13 protein-coding genes are annotated in these 14,636 nt (G+C 61.7%); 7 read left to right on the top strand and 6 right to left on the bottom strand.

Annotated features, from left to right (window positions below; translation table 11 throughout):
- The first annotated feature begins 59 nt into the window (after positions 1-59).
- Positions 60-1,724 carry a putative bifunctional diguanylate cyclase/phosphodiesterase gene (locus tag KUA23_RS29265; RefSeq protein ID WP_078050719.1) on the top strand — a complete coding sequence of 555 codons (1,665 nt, stop codon included), beginning with the start codon at positions 60-62 and terminating at the stop codon, positions 1,722-1,724.
- Positions 1,725-1,849: 125 nt separating this feature from the next.
- Here the strand turns inward: KUA23_RS29265 and KUA23_RS29260 are convergent, their stop codons facing one another.
- Entirely contained in the window at positions 1,850-3,253 is a 1,404-nt protein-coding gene (locus KUA23_RS29260) for a NorM family multidrug efflux MATE transporter (RefSeq protein ID WP_100491889.1), read from the bottom strand.
- Positions 3,254-3,402: 149 nt separating this feature from the next.
- Between KUA23_RS29260 and KUA23_RS29255 the strand changes: the two genes are divergently transcribed.
- Both KUA23_RS29255 and KUA23_RS29250 read left to right on the top strand, forming a co-directional pair.
- The gene (locus KUA23_RS29255; RefSeq protein WP_078050717.1) at positions 3,403-4,323 is read left to right on the top strand and encodes a LysR substrate-binding domain-containing protein; all 921 of its coding nucleotides are present in this window, start codon (positions 3,403-3,405) and stop codon (positions 4,321-4,323) included.
- A 177-nt stretch (positions 4,324-4,500) separates the two neighbouring features.
- Complete coding sequence (locus KUA23_RS29250) at positions 4,501-6,477, top strand: methyl-accepting chemotaxis protein (protein WP_099493206.1); 1,977 nt, start codon at positions 4,501-4,503, stop codon at positions 6,475-6,477.
- Between the two features lie 46 nt (positions 6,478-6,523).
- Here KUA23_RS29250 and KUA23_RS29245 read toward each other — a convergent pair whose 3' ends face one another.
- The 3 genes from KUA23_RS29245 to KUA23_RS29235 form a co-directional block, all read right to left on the bottom strand.
- Positions 6,524-8,020, bottom strand: coding sequence for a YifB family Mg chelatase-like AAA ATPase (locus tag KUA23_RS29245; protein WP_100491890.1), 1,497 nt, complete (start codon positions 8,018-8,020; stop codon positions 6,524-6,526).
- Between the two features lie 94 nt (positions 8,021-8,114).
- Positions 8,115-9,395: an MFS transporter gene (locus KUA23_RS29240; protein ID WP_252993224.1), complete on the bottom strand. Its 1,281-nt coding sequence runs from the start codon at positions 9,393-9,395 to the stop codon at positions 8,115-8,117.
- Between the two features lie 17 nt (positions 9,396-9,412).
- Positions 9,413-9,673, bottom strand: a complete 261-nt coding sequence (locus tag KUA23_RS29235; protein WP_078050693.1) for an accessory factor UbiK family protein — start codon at positions 9,671-9,673, stop codon at positions 9,413-9,415.
- Between the two features lie 422 nt (positions 9,674-10,095).
- Here KUA23_RS29235 and glnK point away from each other — a divergent pair, with 422 nt between their 5' ends.
- From glnK to sutA, 4 genes are all read left to right on the top strand, one after another.
- Positions 10,096-10,434: a P-II family nitrogen regulator gene (gene glnK, locus KUA23_RS29230; protein ID WP_002555808.1), complete on the top strand. Its 339-nt coding sequence runs from the start codon at positions 10,096-10,098 to the stop codon at positions 10,432-10,434.
- Between the two features lie 34 nt (positions 10,435-10,468).
- Positions 10,469-11,806: an ammonium transporter gene (locus tag KUA23_RS29225; RefSeq protein WP_078050692.1), complete on the top strand. Its 1,338-nt coding sequence runs from the start codon at positions 10,469-10,471 to the stop codon at positions 11,804-11,806.
- A 211-nt stretch (positions 11,807-12,017) separates the two neighbouring features.
- Entirely contained in the window at positions 12,018-12,443 is a 426-nt protein-coding gene (locus KUA23_RS29220) for a secondary thiamine-phosphate synthase enzyme YjbQ (protein WP_010567185.1), read from the top strand.
- Between the two features lie 103 nt (positions 12,444-12,546).
- Entirely contained in the window at positions 12,547-12,873 is a 327-nt protein-coding gene (gene sutA / locus KUA23_RS29215) for a transcriptional regulator SutA (protein ID WP_015886504.1), read from the top strand.
- A gap of 169 nt (positions 12,874-13,042) precedes the next feature.
- Here the strand turns inward: sutA and KUA23_RS29210 are convergent, their stop codons facing one another.
- Both KUA23_RS29210 and xerC read right to left on the bottom strand, forming a co-directional pair.
- Positions 13,043-13,738: an HAD family hydrolase gene (locus tag KUA23_RS29210; protein WP_099493203.1), complete on the bottom strand. Its 696-nt coding sequence runs from the start codon at positions 13,736-13,738 to the stop codon at positions 13,043-13,045.
- Positions 13,735-14,634: a tyrosine recombinase XerC gene (gene xerC, locus KUA23_RS29205; protein WP_078050689.1), complete on the bottom strand. Its 900-nt coding sequence runs from the start codon at positions 14,632-14,634 to the stop codon at positions 13,735-13,737. Before xerC ends, KUA23_RS29210 begins: the two co-directional genes overlap by 4 nt.
- Between the last annotated feature and the right edge of the window lie 2 nt (positions 14,635-14,636).

The following is a 14,636-nucleotide window of genomic DNA, read 5'->3' as shown; positions in this document are numbered from 1 at the left end:
TCAGGCCGCACGTCATAATGCCCGCCGCCACGATTTTTTGCAGAGTCTAGGGAGCTAGCTTGTCTACGCCTGTCGAACCCTTGCGTTTGCTGCTGCTGGCCGATGAGCCCGCGTGGGCAGCGTTATTGCGCGAGTGCCTGGCGCCGATGGGCGATGGGGCTGTGCTGATCAGCGCGCCAAACTGGGATTCCGTGAGCCGTCTGTTCGATGACGACCAAAGTGCCGTGCTGCTCACCACGCCCAGCCTGCAACCCGGCCCTGGGCGATGCAGCCTGCCGTGCGTCTTGCTGCTGGAGCAGGAACCGCTGGTTTCGCCGCTGGGTGTCAGCGATTGGCTGGTGCGTGATGTATTGGATGCCGATACAGTGCGCCGCTGCCTGCGCCACGTCCGCGAGCGTGGCGTGCTGGAAAACACCCTGCAACGCCTGGCCGAACAAGACCCGCTCACCGGTATCGCCAACCGCCAGGGCTTCCAGACCCTGTTGACCGCGCGCCTGGCCGAGAACGAAGGCCGTGGCCTGGCCCTCGGGCACCTGGACCTTGATAACTTCCGCCACGCCAACGACGCCCTCGGCCACCAGGCCGGCGACCGGTTGATCCTGCAAGTGGTCTCGCGGCTCAAGAGCCAGCTCGAGGTTGGGGACCAACTGGCGCGCCTGGGCAGCGACGAATTCGCCCTGCTCATCGACACCCGCCGCGCGCCCCAGCGTGCCGAATGGATGGCCGAGCGTATCACCGAAGTCATGGCCGAACCTTATTGGGTGGATGGCGAAAGCCTGCTGATCGGTTGCAGCCTGGGCGTGGCGCATGCCCGTGCCCGCGCCGGTGCCGACCCGCTGATGTGGCACGCGCATATCGCCATGCAGCAGGCCAAGAGCACCCAGGGCTGCACCTTCCATATCTTCAACGAACGTATCAATCGCAACGCGCGCAGCCTGGCCGACCTGGAAAGCGAACTGCGCCGCGCTTTGCGGCGTGATGAACTGGAGCTGCACTACCAGCCGCGCCTGGACCTGGACGACGGGCATATCGTCGGCCTGGAGGCCCTGGTGCGCTGGCGCCATGGCGAGCGAGGCCTGTTACCGCCGAGTGAATTCGTGCCCCTGGCCGAGCAAAGCGGCCTGATCGTGCCGTTGGGCTACTGGGTGATCTCCCGGGCCCTGCGTGACATGCAAGACCTGCGCGAACGCGGCCTGCCGCCGCTGCACATGGCGGTCAACCTGTCGTTCCGCCAGTTCCAGGACAGCCAGTTGCTCTCGACCCTCAGCCGGCTGATTGCCGAGCGTGGCGTGGAGGCGCAATGGCTGGAGTTCGAACTGACCGAAACCGCCGTGATGCGCCGCAGTGACCTGGTCAAACAGACCATGGACGCCCTCGGCCGCCTGGGCGTACGGTTCTCCCTGGATGATTTCGGCACGGGCTTCTCATCCTTCGTGCACCTCAACAGCCTGCCAATTGCCTTGCTGAAAATCGACAAGAGCTTTGTCGGTGGTATGGAAGAGCGCGAAGAGAACCGCAAGCTGGTGCACGCCATGATCAACCTGGCGCACAACCTCAATCTGGAAGTGGTCGCCGAAGGCGTGGAAACGCCGGAGCAGTTGGCGTTGTTGAGGTTGTTTGGCTGCGACCAGGCCCAGGGTTACCTGATCAGCAAGCCGCTGCCATTGCCGGAGTTGGTAGAGTACCTGACTTTCGGGAAAAGCCAGCAGGCGCTGCTGGGTTGAGCTGCAAACCCAATCAACTGTGGGAGCGGGCTTGCTCGCGAATGCGGTAGATCAGTCAATAAATGTGGTGACTGACACTCAGCATTCGCGAGCAAGCCCGCTCCCACATTGACCTTGTACAATCCCTAGTCAGGTTGCATTGCCTGGAATTCAGCGCGAACTTCGGGCTCTCGCCGAATCATCCGCTTCATCTTCGCCTCGAACGCCCAGGTCAAGCTCACCGCCGCGCACGCCAGGCCCAGCGCCAACCCCCACCACACACCGGTTGGCCCCCAGCCGAGGGTGAAGGCCATCAACCAGGCCGACGGTGCCCCAATCAACCAATAGCAGCCCGCCCCGATCAGGAAGGTGGTCTTGGCGTCTTTGAGCCCACGAATGCAACCCATGGCGATGGTTTGCACACCGTCGAACAACTCAAACCACGCCGCTACGGCCAGCAGGCTTACGGCCAGGACGATCACGTCGTGGAACGCCGGGTCGTTATGGTCGATGAGCAGCCCGATCAGCGGGTCGGAAAACAGCCACAGTATTACGGCAAATCCCAGCATTACCGCCGCGCCAAAGCCTATGCCCACGCGCCCGGCCAGGCGCGCCTGCAGTAACTGCCCGGCGCCGTAATGCTGGCCGATGCGCATGGTCACCGCGTAGGACATCCCCGCAGGCACCATGAACGCCACCGAGACGATCTGCAGCGCGACCTGATGCGCTGCCAACTGCGTGCTGCCCATGGTGCCCATGCACAGCGCCGCAAAGGCAAACAGCCCGACTTCCACTGCGTAGGTGCCGCCGATTGGCAGGCCCAGGCGCCACAACTCGCGCAGGTACTGCGTATTGAGGCGCAGCAGGCCGCTGCTCAGCGGGTAGGCCGCATAGGTACGGTTGCGGTGGATGTACCACATCAACGTCAATGCCATGCCGTTGGCGACGATGGCGGTGACCAGCCCAATGCCCATCAGGCCCAGTTTAGGCAGGCCGAACATGCCTTCGATCAACGCGTGGTTGAGCAGGTAGTTGGCCACCGCACCACCGAGGCTGATCACCATCACCGGCTGGGCCTTGCCAATCGCGCTGGTGAAGCCGCGCAAGGCCATGAAGCTCAGGAAGCCCGGCAAGGCGAACGGCAGGATCGTCAGGAATTGCCCCGCCGAGTGCACGTTGGTCTCGGTCTGGCCAAACATCAACAGCAGTGGCTTGAGGTTCCACAGCAGCAGGCCCGCAGCCAACGCCATCAGCCATGCCAGCCACAGCCCGGCCTGGGTCAGGCGGGTAGCGCCTTCGATATCGCCCGCGCCGTGACGAATGGCCACGAGAGTACCCACGGCGGCAATCACGCCGATGCAAAAAATCGACACGAACGAATAACTCGCTGCGCCCAGGCCGCCACCGGCCAGAGCTTCGGGGCTCAGGCGGGCCATCATCAGGGTGTCGGTCAGCACCATCAGCATGTGTGCCAACTGTGAGGCAATCAACGGCCCCGACAGCCGCAGAATGGCCCAGAGTTCGGTACGTGCCGGATGCTGCATGATCATCACACTCGAAATGTCGGAGGGTTGGGGAAGGGTTGATTCTCGGCGCTCCCAACCCATTGCACAAAGGGATAAATGCGATCGTTCGCATGACTAAAACTCATGCGTAATGAATCTGGTAGCTTAGGGTATTGCCTGTAGGAGTTTTCCAGATGCCACGTCGCCTACCTCCGCTGTATGCCCTCCGTGCGTTTGAGGCGGCTTCCCGGCACAACTCCTTCACGCGTGCGGCGGAGGAGCTGTCCATTACGCAGAGTGCGGTGAGCCGACATATCCGCACACTGGAAGAGCATTTCGCCTGTCGACTGTTCCAACGCAGTGGCCGTACTCTGCAGCTCACTGAAGCCGCGCGCTTGCTGTTGCCTGGCGTGCGCGAAGGTTTCGCCGCACTGGAGCGGGCCTGCCATACGCTGAACGCCGAGGACGACATCCTGCGCATGAAGGCACCGTCGACCCTGACCATGCGTTGGCTGCTGGCGCGACTCAGTCGCTTCCGGGCGCTACAGCCTGGCAATGAAGTGCAGTTGACCAGCGCCTGGATGAGCGTGGACGAGGTGGATTTCAACCAGGAGCCGTTCGACTGTGCAGTGCTGCTGAGCTACGGACATTTTCCGGCGGACTGGGAGGCCAGTTACCTGTTCCCGGAATTGCTGATTCCGGTTGGCGCACCCAACCTGTTGGCGGATGGTCCCTGGGACGCCGCACGCTTGGCCACTGCCGAGCTGTTGCACCCAACGCCCGACCGTCGCGATTGGCGCAATTGGCTGGAGCGCATGGGGTTGTCATCCCAGGTCTCGCTCAAGGGCGGGCAGGTGTTCGATACCCTCGAACTGGGCATGATCGCCGCCGCGCGGGGCTATGGCGTGTCGATGGGCGACTTACTGATGGTGGCCGAAGACGTGGCCCAGGGACGGTTGAGCCTGCCATGGCCCACTGCCGTCGCCAGTGGTGAAAATTATTACCTGGTGTGGCCGAAAACCCGCCCCGGCGGCGAGCGTTTGCGGCGCTTGGCGGAGTTTCTCCAGGCTGAAGTCAAGGCCATGGAATTGCCTGTGGTCGAGCGATTCGATTGAGTGGTGCAAGACCGTTCGTGCAATCGTTTGCGTGATACCCCTGTGATTCGCTCAAGTATTGGCTCTGCCCGCCGAAGTAGGTGTGTTGGAACCATCGCGCACCAACGTTTCCCACCAGATAATTTGCCGAGCAGCGCTATGAGATCAGGATGATCCTGGCCTCGGCCAGGAGCCTTCATGTCTCAACCTCGCGCCCGGATAGCCTCACAGCTAGGCCTCGCACTCGCCGTGATACTGGCTGTCGTCATCAGCGGCAGTACCGTGTTTGCCTTGCGTTCCCTCGACTCCGCCAACCTCGCCACCCGTGAGGAACACCTGGCCAGCGAGGCGCGCTTGCTCGCCGACCAACTCAATACCTTCCACAGCACGTTGCGCGAAAGTACCCAGCGGCTGAGCGGGCTGTTTGAAAAGCGATTCGGCGCGGGCTTGAGTGTGCGTGGGGACCAGCCCATTACCGTGGCCGGTGTGCAGACCCCGAGCCTGTTCCTGGGTAGCGACCTGCTGAACAACGATTTCGATGAGGTCGATGAGTTCAAGGACACCTCCGGCGGCGTGGCCACGGTATTTGTGCGCAGCGGCGAAGACTTCATCCGCATCAGTACGTCGCTGACCAAGCAGGATGGCAGTCGTGCCATTGGTACCGCCCTGGACCATCAGCATCCGGCGTATCAGCGCCTGCTTGCCGGGCAGAGCTACGTTGGCCGTGCGGTGCTGTTCGAACGTTCCTACATGACCCAATACACCCCGGTGCGCGATGCGGCCGGCAAGGTGATTGCGGTGCTGTTTGTCGGCTTCGATTACACCGATGCGCAGAACGCCCAGTTCGAAAACCTCAAGCGCTTCCGTATCGGCTCCACCGGTTCCCTGGCCTTACTGGATGAACAGAAACGCTGGCTGGTACCGCCGGCCGGTGTACAAGCACTGGACCAGTCGATTCCGGTGGTGCTCGACCTGGCGAAAAAACCGGGTGAGGGCCGCTTCTGGAGTGACAAGAACGAAGACTTCTACAGCGTCGCGGTGCCATTCGAAGGCGGACCGTGGTCGGTAGTGGCGAGCATGCCGAAGGCGGAAATCCGCGAAGTCACCTGGGCTGTGGGGATCCGCCTGGTGATTGGCAGTGTGCTGGCGATGCTGTTCGCGGTCGGCGCGGCGGTGTGGCTGCTGCGCAGCAAGTTGCAGCCCCTGAGTGACCTGGTGCGTCAGGCCGAGGCCCTGGGCGCCGGTGATTTGAGCGCACGTCTCAACGTATCCAGCCATGACGAAATCGGCCAGCTGGCGCGCAGTTTCAACCAGATGGGTGAAGCGCTGTCGACCATGGTCTCGCATATCCGCAAGGCGGCCGAAGAGGTCAACAGCCGTGCCCAGGCGTTGTCCGGTTTGTCCGGTGGCGCCTATGAAGGCATGGAGCAGCAGTCCGGCGAGATCACCAGCATGGCCGGCGCGGTGGAAGAATTCAGCGCCACCTCGCTGAACATCGCCGACAACATGGGCAACACCGAGCGCCTGGCCCAGGAAAACGCGCAGCAAACCCGTATCGGTCGTACCTCGATGCAAGAGGCGTCTTCGTCGCTGGAGCACATCGCCGCTGCGTTGAACAGCACGGCCACGGTGATCAACACCCTCGGCCAGCGCTCCCAGGAGATCGGCGGGATCGTCGGCGTGATCACTTCTATCGCCGAACAGACCAACCTGCTGGCGCTCAACGCCGCCATTGAAGCCGCACGGGCGGGTGAGCAAGGCCGCGGGTTTGCCGTGGTCGCCGACGAAGTGCGCAACCTGGCGTCGCGCACCCGCCAGGCCACTGACGAAATCTCCGGGATGATCCAGAGCATCCAGCAGGAAACCGGCAACGCGATCAGCACCATGGAACACGGCAATGTGTTGATGCAGGAAGGGCTGTCGCGCAACGCCGACGTGGCCTCGGCCCTGGCGCGTATCGACGAGCAAAGCCGCTCGGCTGGCCAGCAGTTCGCCGCGATCACCACCGCCACTCAGGAGCAGAGCAGCACCGCTACGCTGCTCAGCAGCAACCTGCAGAGCATTGCGCTGGCCAACAGCGAGCAGCGTGAAGTGGTGTCGAACCTGGCGATTACCGCCAAGGAGCTGGAAACCCTGGCGGCAGGTTTGCGCCATGAGGTGGATCGCTTCCGCTGACCCCCTTTGTAGGCGCCGGCAAGCCGGCTCCTGCAATGTTGGGCTGTCAGGTGATTGCTGCCGGGCGATATTGCAGGGCCTCTTGCAGATGATGGCGAGCGATAGCGTCCGTTTGCTCCAGATCTGCCAGGGTGCGCGCCACCTTGAGCAGCCGGTGGGCCGCGCGCAGCGACAGTGTCAGCCGCTCGCAGGCAGTCTCCAGCCAGCCTTCATCGACCTTCGCCAGCGTGCAGTGCTGGCGAAGCCCAGGCAGATCCAGGAAAGCATTCGCACAACCCTGGCGCTGTAACTGGCGCTCCCGGGCCTCGGCAACCTCGGCCGAAGCCTTTGCAGTGTTATCGCCAGCCTGTTGGGTGGGGTTCAGCGCGGTGGTTTCCCGAGCGACGGTCAAGTGCAGGTCGATCCGGTCCATCAGCGGTCCGGACAGCTTGTTGCGATACCGCTGGATCTGCTCCGGCGTACAACGACAGCGCCCGCTGGGTTCGCCCAGATAGCCGCAAGGGCAGGGGTTCATCGCGGCCACCAGTTGAAAGCGTGCCGGGAATCTCACCCGGTCACGGGCGCGGGAAATCACGATATGCCCTGACTCCAGGGGTTCACGCAGTACCTCCAGCACCTTGCGATCAAACTCCGGCAATTCATCCAGGAACAGCACACCGTGATGAGCCAGGGTAATTTCCCCTGGCTGCGGTTTCGACCCGCCGCCCACCAATGCCGGGCCTGATGCCGAGTGATGTGGCTGGCGGAATGGCCGGTGCGGCCAATGGCTCAGTGGTGCCAGGCTGACGACCGACTGAATTGCTGCGACTTCCAAGGCTTCCTGCTCGCTCAACGGCGGCAGCAAACCCGGTAGGCGACTTGCGAGCAGCGTCTTGCCCGTTCCTGGGGGCCCGCTGAACAGCACATTGTGTGCGCCCGCTGCTGCTATCAGCAGCGCGCGCTTGGCCGACAGTTGGCCCTGGACTTCACTCAGGTCCGGGTATGGCTTATTCAGATACAGCAAGCCATCGGATTTATAAGGCTCGATAGGCTGGTGCCCATTCAGGTGCGCCACCACTTGCAGCAAGTGATCCACCGCAATGACCTTCAACCCTGACGCCAGGCACGCTTCCTCCGCATTCGCCCGCGGCACTATCACGGTGCGCCCGGCTTTGCGTGCCGCCAGTGCCGCTGGCAATACGCCTTTCACCGCGCGCACTTCACCTGAGAGCGCCAACTCCCCGAGGCACTCCACATCGTCGAGCATCAACGCCGGTACCTGCACGCTGGCCGCGAGAATCCCCAGGGCAATCGCCAAGTCAAAGCGCCCGCCGTCCTTGGGCAGGTCGGCAGGCGCGAGGTTGAGGGTGATGCGACGGGCGGGGTATTGCAGCGCGGAGTTGAGGATGGCGCTGCGCACGCGGTCCTTGCTCTCCTTGACCGCCGTTTCCGGCAAACCCACCAGCGTCAGGGACGGCAAACCATTGGCCATGTGCACTTCGACAGTGACGGCAGGCGCTTCGACGCCGATCTGGGCGCGGCTGTGGACGATGGCGAGGGACATGCACATTCCTTGAAAAATAGAGGCCGCTTCCTGCGGTTTTTCAAAGGTAGTCGAGGGATTGCCGGGGCGGCGGATCAGACTTTTACAGGACGTATCAACGTGCAAAGGCGTCGGGATATTTATCCAGGTAGGCATCGTTGAGCTGCGTGTCGGGGGCGCGCATGAAGGTGCGAAAATCCGGGATCAGGAACACCAGCAGTGACAATCCCAGCACCATCACCCCCAGCGACGTGATGGTCAGTGCAACGCCGAGATGAGCAATCAAGCCGTTCATGGCAAAACTACCCAGCGGGCTGGCTGCAGCGGACAGGAACGACACGGTGGCAAAGATCCGATTGCGATGCGACTTGGGGGTCGCCAGCAACCTGACGGCAGAGGTCGGGATATTGATCAGCATCAGGCCCACCCCACCGCAGAAAAATGCCAGCGGCACGACGACCACTGATGAAAGTGTGCCGGCCAGCCACAGGTTGCCCCCCAACAGTGCAAAGCCCAGCGCGACACAGAAGTCACGGGGCATTCGCTCGGTCAGCCAGCCGGTGATCCTGTAGCTGCCCAGCAGGATGCCCAGGCCAAAGCAAGTATCCAACAGGCCGAGGTAGGTGACCGGGTAGTGGATAACGGTCTTGACGTAGAGCGGCAACAGGATCGTAAAGAATGGAAATAGCGCAAAGTTGACGAGCATCGCCACCAGGGCCAGGTAGAACTCGACCTTCACGCCATAGACCGCCTTGAAGCCCGAGTAAATCATGCGCCAGCCGTTGGCAGTCGGGGCTTGTTCATCCGGGGGGCTGGCACCGAGGTGGCGTGGGATCGATGCAATCAAGGCTGCCGCGCCAAGCATCGCAAAGAAGTCGACGGTAAACGCCAGCGTGGTGCCGAAACTGAAAATCAACGCGCTGGCCATGATTGGCCCAAGCAGGTTGGAAATGGACGAGAGCATGCTTTTGGTGCGCACGGCCAGTGAGACCTGATCGTCGCGCGCAAACAACGGAATAATCGAGGATTGCAGCGGGTCGCGGACGCCCGCGACGGCACTGTTGACCAGCATCAGGGCGCCGACGGTCCAGGGGTTGAACAGTTGCGTGGCAGAGAGCACCACCATCAACAGCGCGGTCAGCAGGCTGGTAAGAGAGGCGAGTTTGAGGATCAGGATCTTGTTGTACTTATCGCCCAGCCACCCCAGCAGGGGGCGGGCCAGTACCTCCGCTGCGATGGAGCAGGCGATCATGTTGGCGAAGGCGAGGGCTGAACCGGTTTGCTGCAAGGCCCACCAGGCCACGGCCAATTGGTTGCAGCGGCCACCAAGCACCACCAGCAAAAAGCTGAATTGTATTTTCAGCAGGCGCCGGTCGAGGGCCGGCAGGGCCCACATAGAGCGCTTGATATCGGTTATTCGCTCGGTGGATTCAACCGCGCTTCGAGCTCAGCGACTTTTGCTTCCAGGCTTTCCAGGCGTGCACGTGTGCGGGCCAGCACGACCATCTGGCTGTCGAATTCTTCCCGGCTCACCAGGTCGAGTTTGCTGAAACCGCTTTGCAGCAATGCCTTGAATTGGCTTTCGATTTCATTGCGGGGCAGGGGGGTGTCGCCGCTGAACAGGCGAGAGGCGTGGCCGCTCAGGGCGTCGAGGAGGTCTTTGGGCGCGAGCATGGGAAATATTCCGGAAAACTGTTGGCCGGCAGTGTATCACGCAGCGTCTATAGTCTTTTTTGACGTCCTTGGCGCACGGTTTTCGCGCAGGGGGGCGGGCGGCGGCGCACTGTTTTTGTGCGCATTGGCACCGCCGAAAAGCCCAGTAGGTGGGCATAAGTGGGCAAAGGACTGATTTCAGTGATTTTTACGGAGCTGGCAAGGTTTCTGCTTAGACGATCATGACCCATGCACTGATGCAGTCGCTGTGACGAATGCAGTGCGCCGACGGATCAGGGGTACAGGTTTCGTCACCAGTGGTTCGCTGGCGTCGCAACGGCATCTGCTCTTGCGACGACGCGTTACAAAGCCAGGCACTGCGCTTAGACTTGAGACGGGTTTGTTTTCCTGGGGCAAGTCCACCAATTCGGGAGAGAGTTTTCATGAAGCTAGTCACTGCCATCATCAAGCCGTTCAAGTTGGACGATGTACGCGAGTCGTTGTCCGAGATCGGCGTGCAGGGCATTACCGTTACTGAGGTCAAAGGCTTCGGTCGGCAGAAGGGTCACACCGAGCTGTATCGCGGCGCGGAATACGTGGTCGATTTCCTGCCAAAGGTGAAGATTGATGTCGCCATTGACGACAAGGATCTTGACCGGGTTATCGAGGCGATAACCAAGGCAGCCAACACCGGCAAGATCGGTGACGGCAAGATCTTCGTGGTCAATCTGGAACAGGCTATTCGCATCCGTACCGGCGAAACCGATACCGACGCTATCTAAGCCGCCAAACCCCAACGCCCCAGGAGAAAACAATATGACTCTGCGTAAATTCGCAGGGCTCGGAGCCCTGTTGTCCATCGTAATGCCAAGCCTGGCCATGGCGGCAGACGAAGTGGCTGCTCCAGTCCTCAATTCCGGCGACACCGCGTGGATGCTCACATCCACCGCGCTGGTGCTGTTCATGACCATCCCAGGCCTGGCGCTGTTCTACGGCGGCATGGTGCGCTCCAAAAACATTCTTTCGGTGATGATGCAGTGCTTCGCCATCACTGGCCTGATCAGCGTGTTGTGGGTCATCTACGGCTACAGCATCGCGTTCGATACCACCGGTATGGAACAGGGCGTCGTCAACTTCAACTCCTTCTTCGGCGGCATGGGCAAGGCGTTCCTGGCGGGCGTTACCCCGGCCAGCATCACCGGGCCTGCAGCGTTGTTCCCGGAAGCGGTGTTCATCACCTTCCAGATGACCTTCGCCATCATCACCCCGGCGCTGATCGTCGGTGCGTTCGCTGAGCGTATGAAGTTCTCCGCGATGCTGATCTTCATGGCTATCTGGTTCACCCTCGTCTATGCGCCAATCGCGCACATGGTCTGGAGTGGTAACGGTGGCCTGCTGTGGGACTGGGGCGTGCTGGACTTCGCGGGCGGCACCGTGGTGCACATCAACGCCGGTGTGGCTGGCCTGGTGGCGTGCATCGTGCTCGGCAAGCGCAAAGGCTTCCCGACCACGCCGATGGCACCGCATAACCTGGGTTACACCCTGATCGGCGCGGCCATGCTGTGGGTGGGCTGGTTCGGTTTCAACGCCGGTTCCGCTGCTGCGGCCAATGGCACTGCCGGCATGGCGATGCTGGTCACCCAGATCGCTACCGCTGCTGCGGCGCTGGGCTGGATGTTCGCCGAGTGGATCACCCACGGTAAGCCAAGCGCACTGGGCATTGCCTCGGGTGTGGTGGCGGGCCTGGTTGCCATCACCCCAGCCGCTGGCACCGTTGGCCCGATGGGCGCCCTGGTGATCGGCCTGGTGGCCGGTGTGATCTGCTTCTTCTGCGCCACCAGCCTCAAGCGCAAGCTGGGCTATGACGACTCCCTGGACGCATTCGGCGTGCACGGTATCGGCGGTATCGTCGGTGCGATCCTCACCGGTGTGTTCGCAGCCCCTGCACTGGGCGGTTTCGGCACCGTGACTGATGTGGCGGCACAGGTCTGGATCCAGGCCAAAGGTGTTGGCTTCACAGTGATCTACACCGCAATCGTGACCTACATCATCCTCAAGGTGCTGGACATGGTCATGGGCCTGCGGGTTACCGAAGAGGAAGAGGCTGTCGGCCTCGACCTGGCGCAACACAACGAACGCGGCTACAACTTGTAATAGTGTGAAAAAAAGATGCCCGGCTTGCCGGGCATTTTTTTGTCTGTTGTTTGTCAGTCATAACGAGCTGTACCGGTTTTTATCCAGTGTTTGTGATGGGATGCACACGGCACTTTTCTGCGTGCCAATGTCTTACAGGCATGTGGGCGTATTCGGCACTTTGTTTTTTCCCAGAGCGCGCTAGAATGCGCGCCGATGGGCGGAGAACTGTATGTGGCAACAGACCCTGATTACCCTGCGGGCCAAGCCCCGGGGCTTTCACCTGGTAACCGATGAGTTGCTGGCCGGCTTGCCTGAATTGAAGGCCTGTCGCGTGGGCTTGTTGCATCTGTGGCTGCAGCACACCTCGGCCTCGTTGACCGTCAACGAGAATGCCGACCCGGCGGTTCGCCGTGACTTCGAGCGTTATTTCAACTCGCTGGTGCCCCAAGGCCTTGCAGGGTTTGAACACAACGACGAAGGTCCGGATGACTTGCCGGCGCACTTCAAGGCCAGTCTCCTGGGCTGCCAGCTGAGTTTGCCGGTGAAGGCCGGCCGCTTGGCGATGGGGACCTGGCAAGGTGTTTATCTGGGCGAGCACCGTGATCATGGCGGTGCTCGTAAAGTCCTCGCCACCTTGCACGGTGATGGGGCATAAGCCACTGGTTATCCAGTGGATGTTGATTTTTTTCCAGCAGCCATCGACAGAGGGTGAAGCTGGGCTATAACTAATCTGCTTTTCGCAAGTCATGAGGTAGAACATGAGCGACGATGATCTGGAAAACGACGAACTCGAAGTAGGTGACGAAGACGACACCGAAGAAGGTCTTGAAGCGGCGGCGGAAGACGTTGCTGACGACGACGGTGGCGATGATGCACCTGTCCCGGCTGCCAAAGGCAAAGCCAAGGCAGCGGTGTCGGTAGACGAATTGCCGAGCGTTGAAGCCAAGAACAAAGAGCGTGATGCCCTGGCCCGTGCGATGGAAGAATTCCTCGCTAAAGGCGGCAAAGTGCAGGAAGTCGAGGCTAACGTGGTGGCAGACCCACCGAAGAAGCCAGACAACAAGTACGGCAGCCGACCTATCTAAGGTCAGTCATCCGCTTGTAGGAAAAGCCCGCCGTCGCTGCGGGCTTTTTCATGCCTGGCGCAATACCCTGTGGGAGCGAGCTTGCCCGCGATGGCGCAGTGTCAGCCAGTAAAAATGTGCCTGATAGACCGCTATCGCAGGCAAGCCAGCTCCCACATTGGGTTCGGTGTCAGTTCCAGCTGCGGAGCAATTCTGGCAGCTCCGCCAGGTTACGAATCTCGGCATCCGGACGCTTATCCGCATCCCACGCCTTGCCCGTCGGGTTAAACCACACCGCTCGAAGCCCCGCCTGCTGCGCCCCAGCAATGTCATCCCCTGGGTGATCGCCAACATGCACCGCGGCATTGGCATCCACCCCACCACGCTGCAACGCCTCCTGAAACAAACGCGCATCCGGCTTGGCAATGCCGATATCTTCGGCGCGCAAGGCAAAATGAAAGTAATCCGCCAGGCCCACGCGCTGCACGTCGGCATTGCCATTGGTGATCACCCCCAGCAAAAAGTGCTGGCGCAGGGCTTGCAGCATCGGCTCGGCTTCCGGGAACACCGTGAGCTGGTGGCGCGCATGGATGAACGCTTCAAAGCACACATCCGCCATTTCCGTGGCTTCGGGCTGCGGATAACCCGCCTCTTCAAACGCATGCATCAACACCCGGTGGCGCAGGATGCTGATACGGTGTTTGAGCTCGGGATGACGTTGCAGCACCTGCTGGCGCAGGCTGGCGAAGTGCTCGAGGGGCAGGTCGCCGACCTTGGTCGCATGGGTGGCCAGCCATTCGCGCATCGACGCTTCGGCGCTGATGATGACGGGTACGTTGTCCCAGAGTGTGTCGTCCAGGTCGAAGGTGATCAGCTTGATACTCATGAGTCGCCGCCCTTGATGCGTTTGGCCCGTGGATGGGCGCTGTCGTAGACCGTTGCCAGGTGTTGGAAATCCAGGTGGGTGTAGATCTGTGTGGTCTTGATGTCGGAGTGGCCGAGCAGCTCTTGAACCGCGCGCAGGTCCTGCGACGACTCCAGCATGTGGCTGGCAAAGGAGTGTCGCAGCATGTGTGGGTGCAGGTTCTGCCCCAGCTCGCGCTCGCCGGCGGCCTTGACCCGCAACTGGATCGCGCGCGGCCCCAGGCGCCGGCCTTGCTGGCTGACAAACACGGCGTCATCCGCCGGATTGGTCAGCAGGCGCAGCGGCAGCCACAACTGCAGGGCGTCCCGGGCTTTGCGGCCTACCGGCAGGACGCGGGTCTTGCTGCCCTTGCCGAGCACCTGCACCAAGCCGTCCGCCAGGTCCAGGTGCTCCAGGTTCAGGCCGGTCAGTTCTGACAAGCGCAAACCCGATGAGTAGAACAGCTCCAGGATCGCTTGGTCGCGATGAGCCAGGAAGTCGTCCTCGACGGCGCCATCCAGCAATTGCAAGGCGCGATCGGTGTCCAGGGTCTTGGGCAGGCGCCGCTCACCCTTGGGCGGCGACAGGCCGTTGGCCGGGTCGTGGTCGCACAGGCCTTCGCGGTTCAGGTAGTGATAGAGCCCACGCACCGCCGAGAGCAGGCGCGACAGGCTGCGCGAGGATTGGCCGGCCTGGTGCAGGCGCGCGATCAGGCTGCGCAGGCTCTGGATATCCAGGGCCTTCCAGCTGCTGATCTGTTGTTTTTCGCAGTACGCCAGGACCTTGTTCAGGTCCCGTCGATAGGCTTCCAGGGTGTGGGGCGACACCTGGCGCTCGTTGCGCAGGTGAGCGCAGTAAGCGTCCAGTTGCCGTTCCATGG

This window comes from Pseudomonas pergaminensis (genome assembly GCF_024112395.2).
Classification (GTDB): domain Bacteria; phylum Pseudomonadota; class Gammaproteobacteria; order Pseudomonadales; family Pseudomonadaceae; genus Aquipseudomonas; species Aquipseudomonas pergaminensis.
Note: the sequence above shows the minus strand (reverse complement) of the source record. Positions and strands in the feature narration are given on the sequence as shown.

Coding starts and splice junctions, on each gene's coding strand:
- KUA23_RS29260 (WP_100491889.1), bottom strand. CDS start 3,253: ATGATCATGCAGCATCCGGCACGTACCGAACTCTGGGCCATTCTGCGG.
- KUA23_RS29255 (WP_078050717.1), top strand. CDS start 3,403: ATGCCACGTCGCCTACCTCCGCTGTATGCCCTCCGTGCGTTTGAGGCG.
- KUA23_RS29250 (WP_099493206.1), top strand. CDS start 4,501: ATGTCTCAACCTCGCGCCCGGATAGCCTCACAGCTAGGCCTCGCACTC.
- KUA23_RS29245 (WP_100491890.1), bottom strand. CDS start 8,020: ATGTCCCTCGCCATCGTCCACAGCCGCGCCCAGATCGGCGTCGAAGCG.
- KUA23_RS29240 (WP_252993224.1), bottom strand. CDS start 9,395: ATGTGGGCCCTGCCGGCCCTCGACCGGCGCCTGCTGAAAATACAATTC.
- KUA23_RS29235 (WP_078050693.1), bottom strand. CDS start 9,673: ATGCTCGCGCCCAAAGACCTCCTCGACGCCCTGAGCGGCCACGCCTCT.
- glnK (WP_002555808.1), top strand. CDS start 10,096: ATGAAGCTAGTCACTGCCATCATCAAGCCGTTCAAGTTGGACGATGTA.
- KUA23_RS29225 (WP_078050692.1), top strand. CDS start 10,469: ATGACTCTGCGTAAATTCGCAGGGCTCGGAGCCCTGTTGTCCATCGTA.
- KUA23_RS29220 (WP_010567185.1), top strand. CDS start 12,018: ATGTGGCAACAGACCCTGATTACCCTGCGGGCCAAGCCCCGGGGCTTT.
- sutA (WP_015886504.1), top strand. CDS start 12,547: ATGAGCGACGATGATCTGGAAAACGACGAACTCGAAGTAGGTGACGAA.
- KUA23_RS29210 (WP_099493203.1), bottom strand. CDS start 13,738: ATGAGTATCAAGCTGATCACCTTCGACCTGGACGACACACTCTGGGAC.
- xerC (WP_078050689.1), bottom strand. CDS start 14,634: ATGGAACGGCAACTGGACGCTTACTGCGCTCACCTGCGCAACGAGCGC.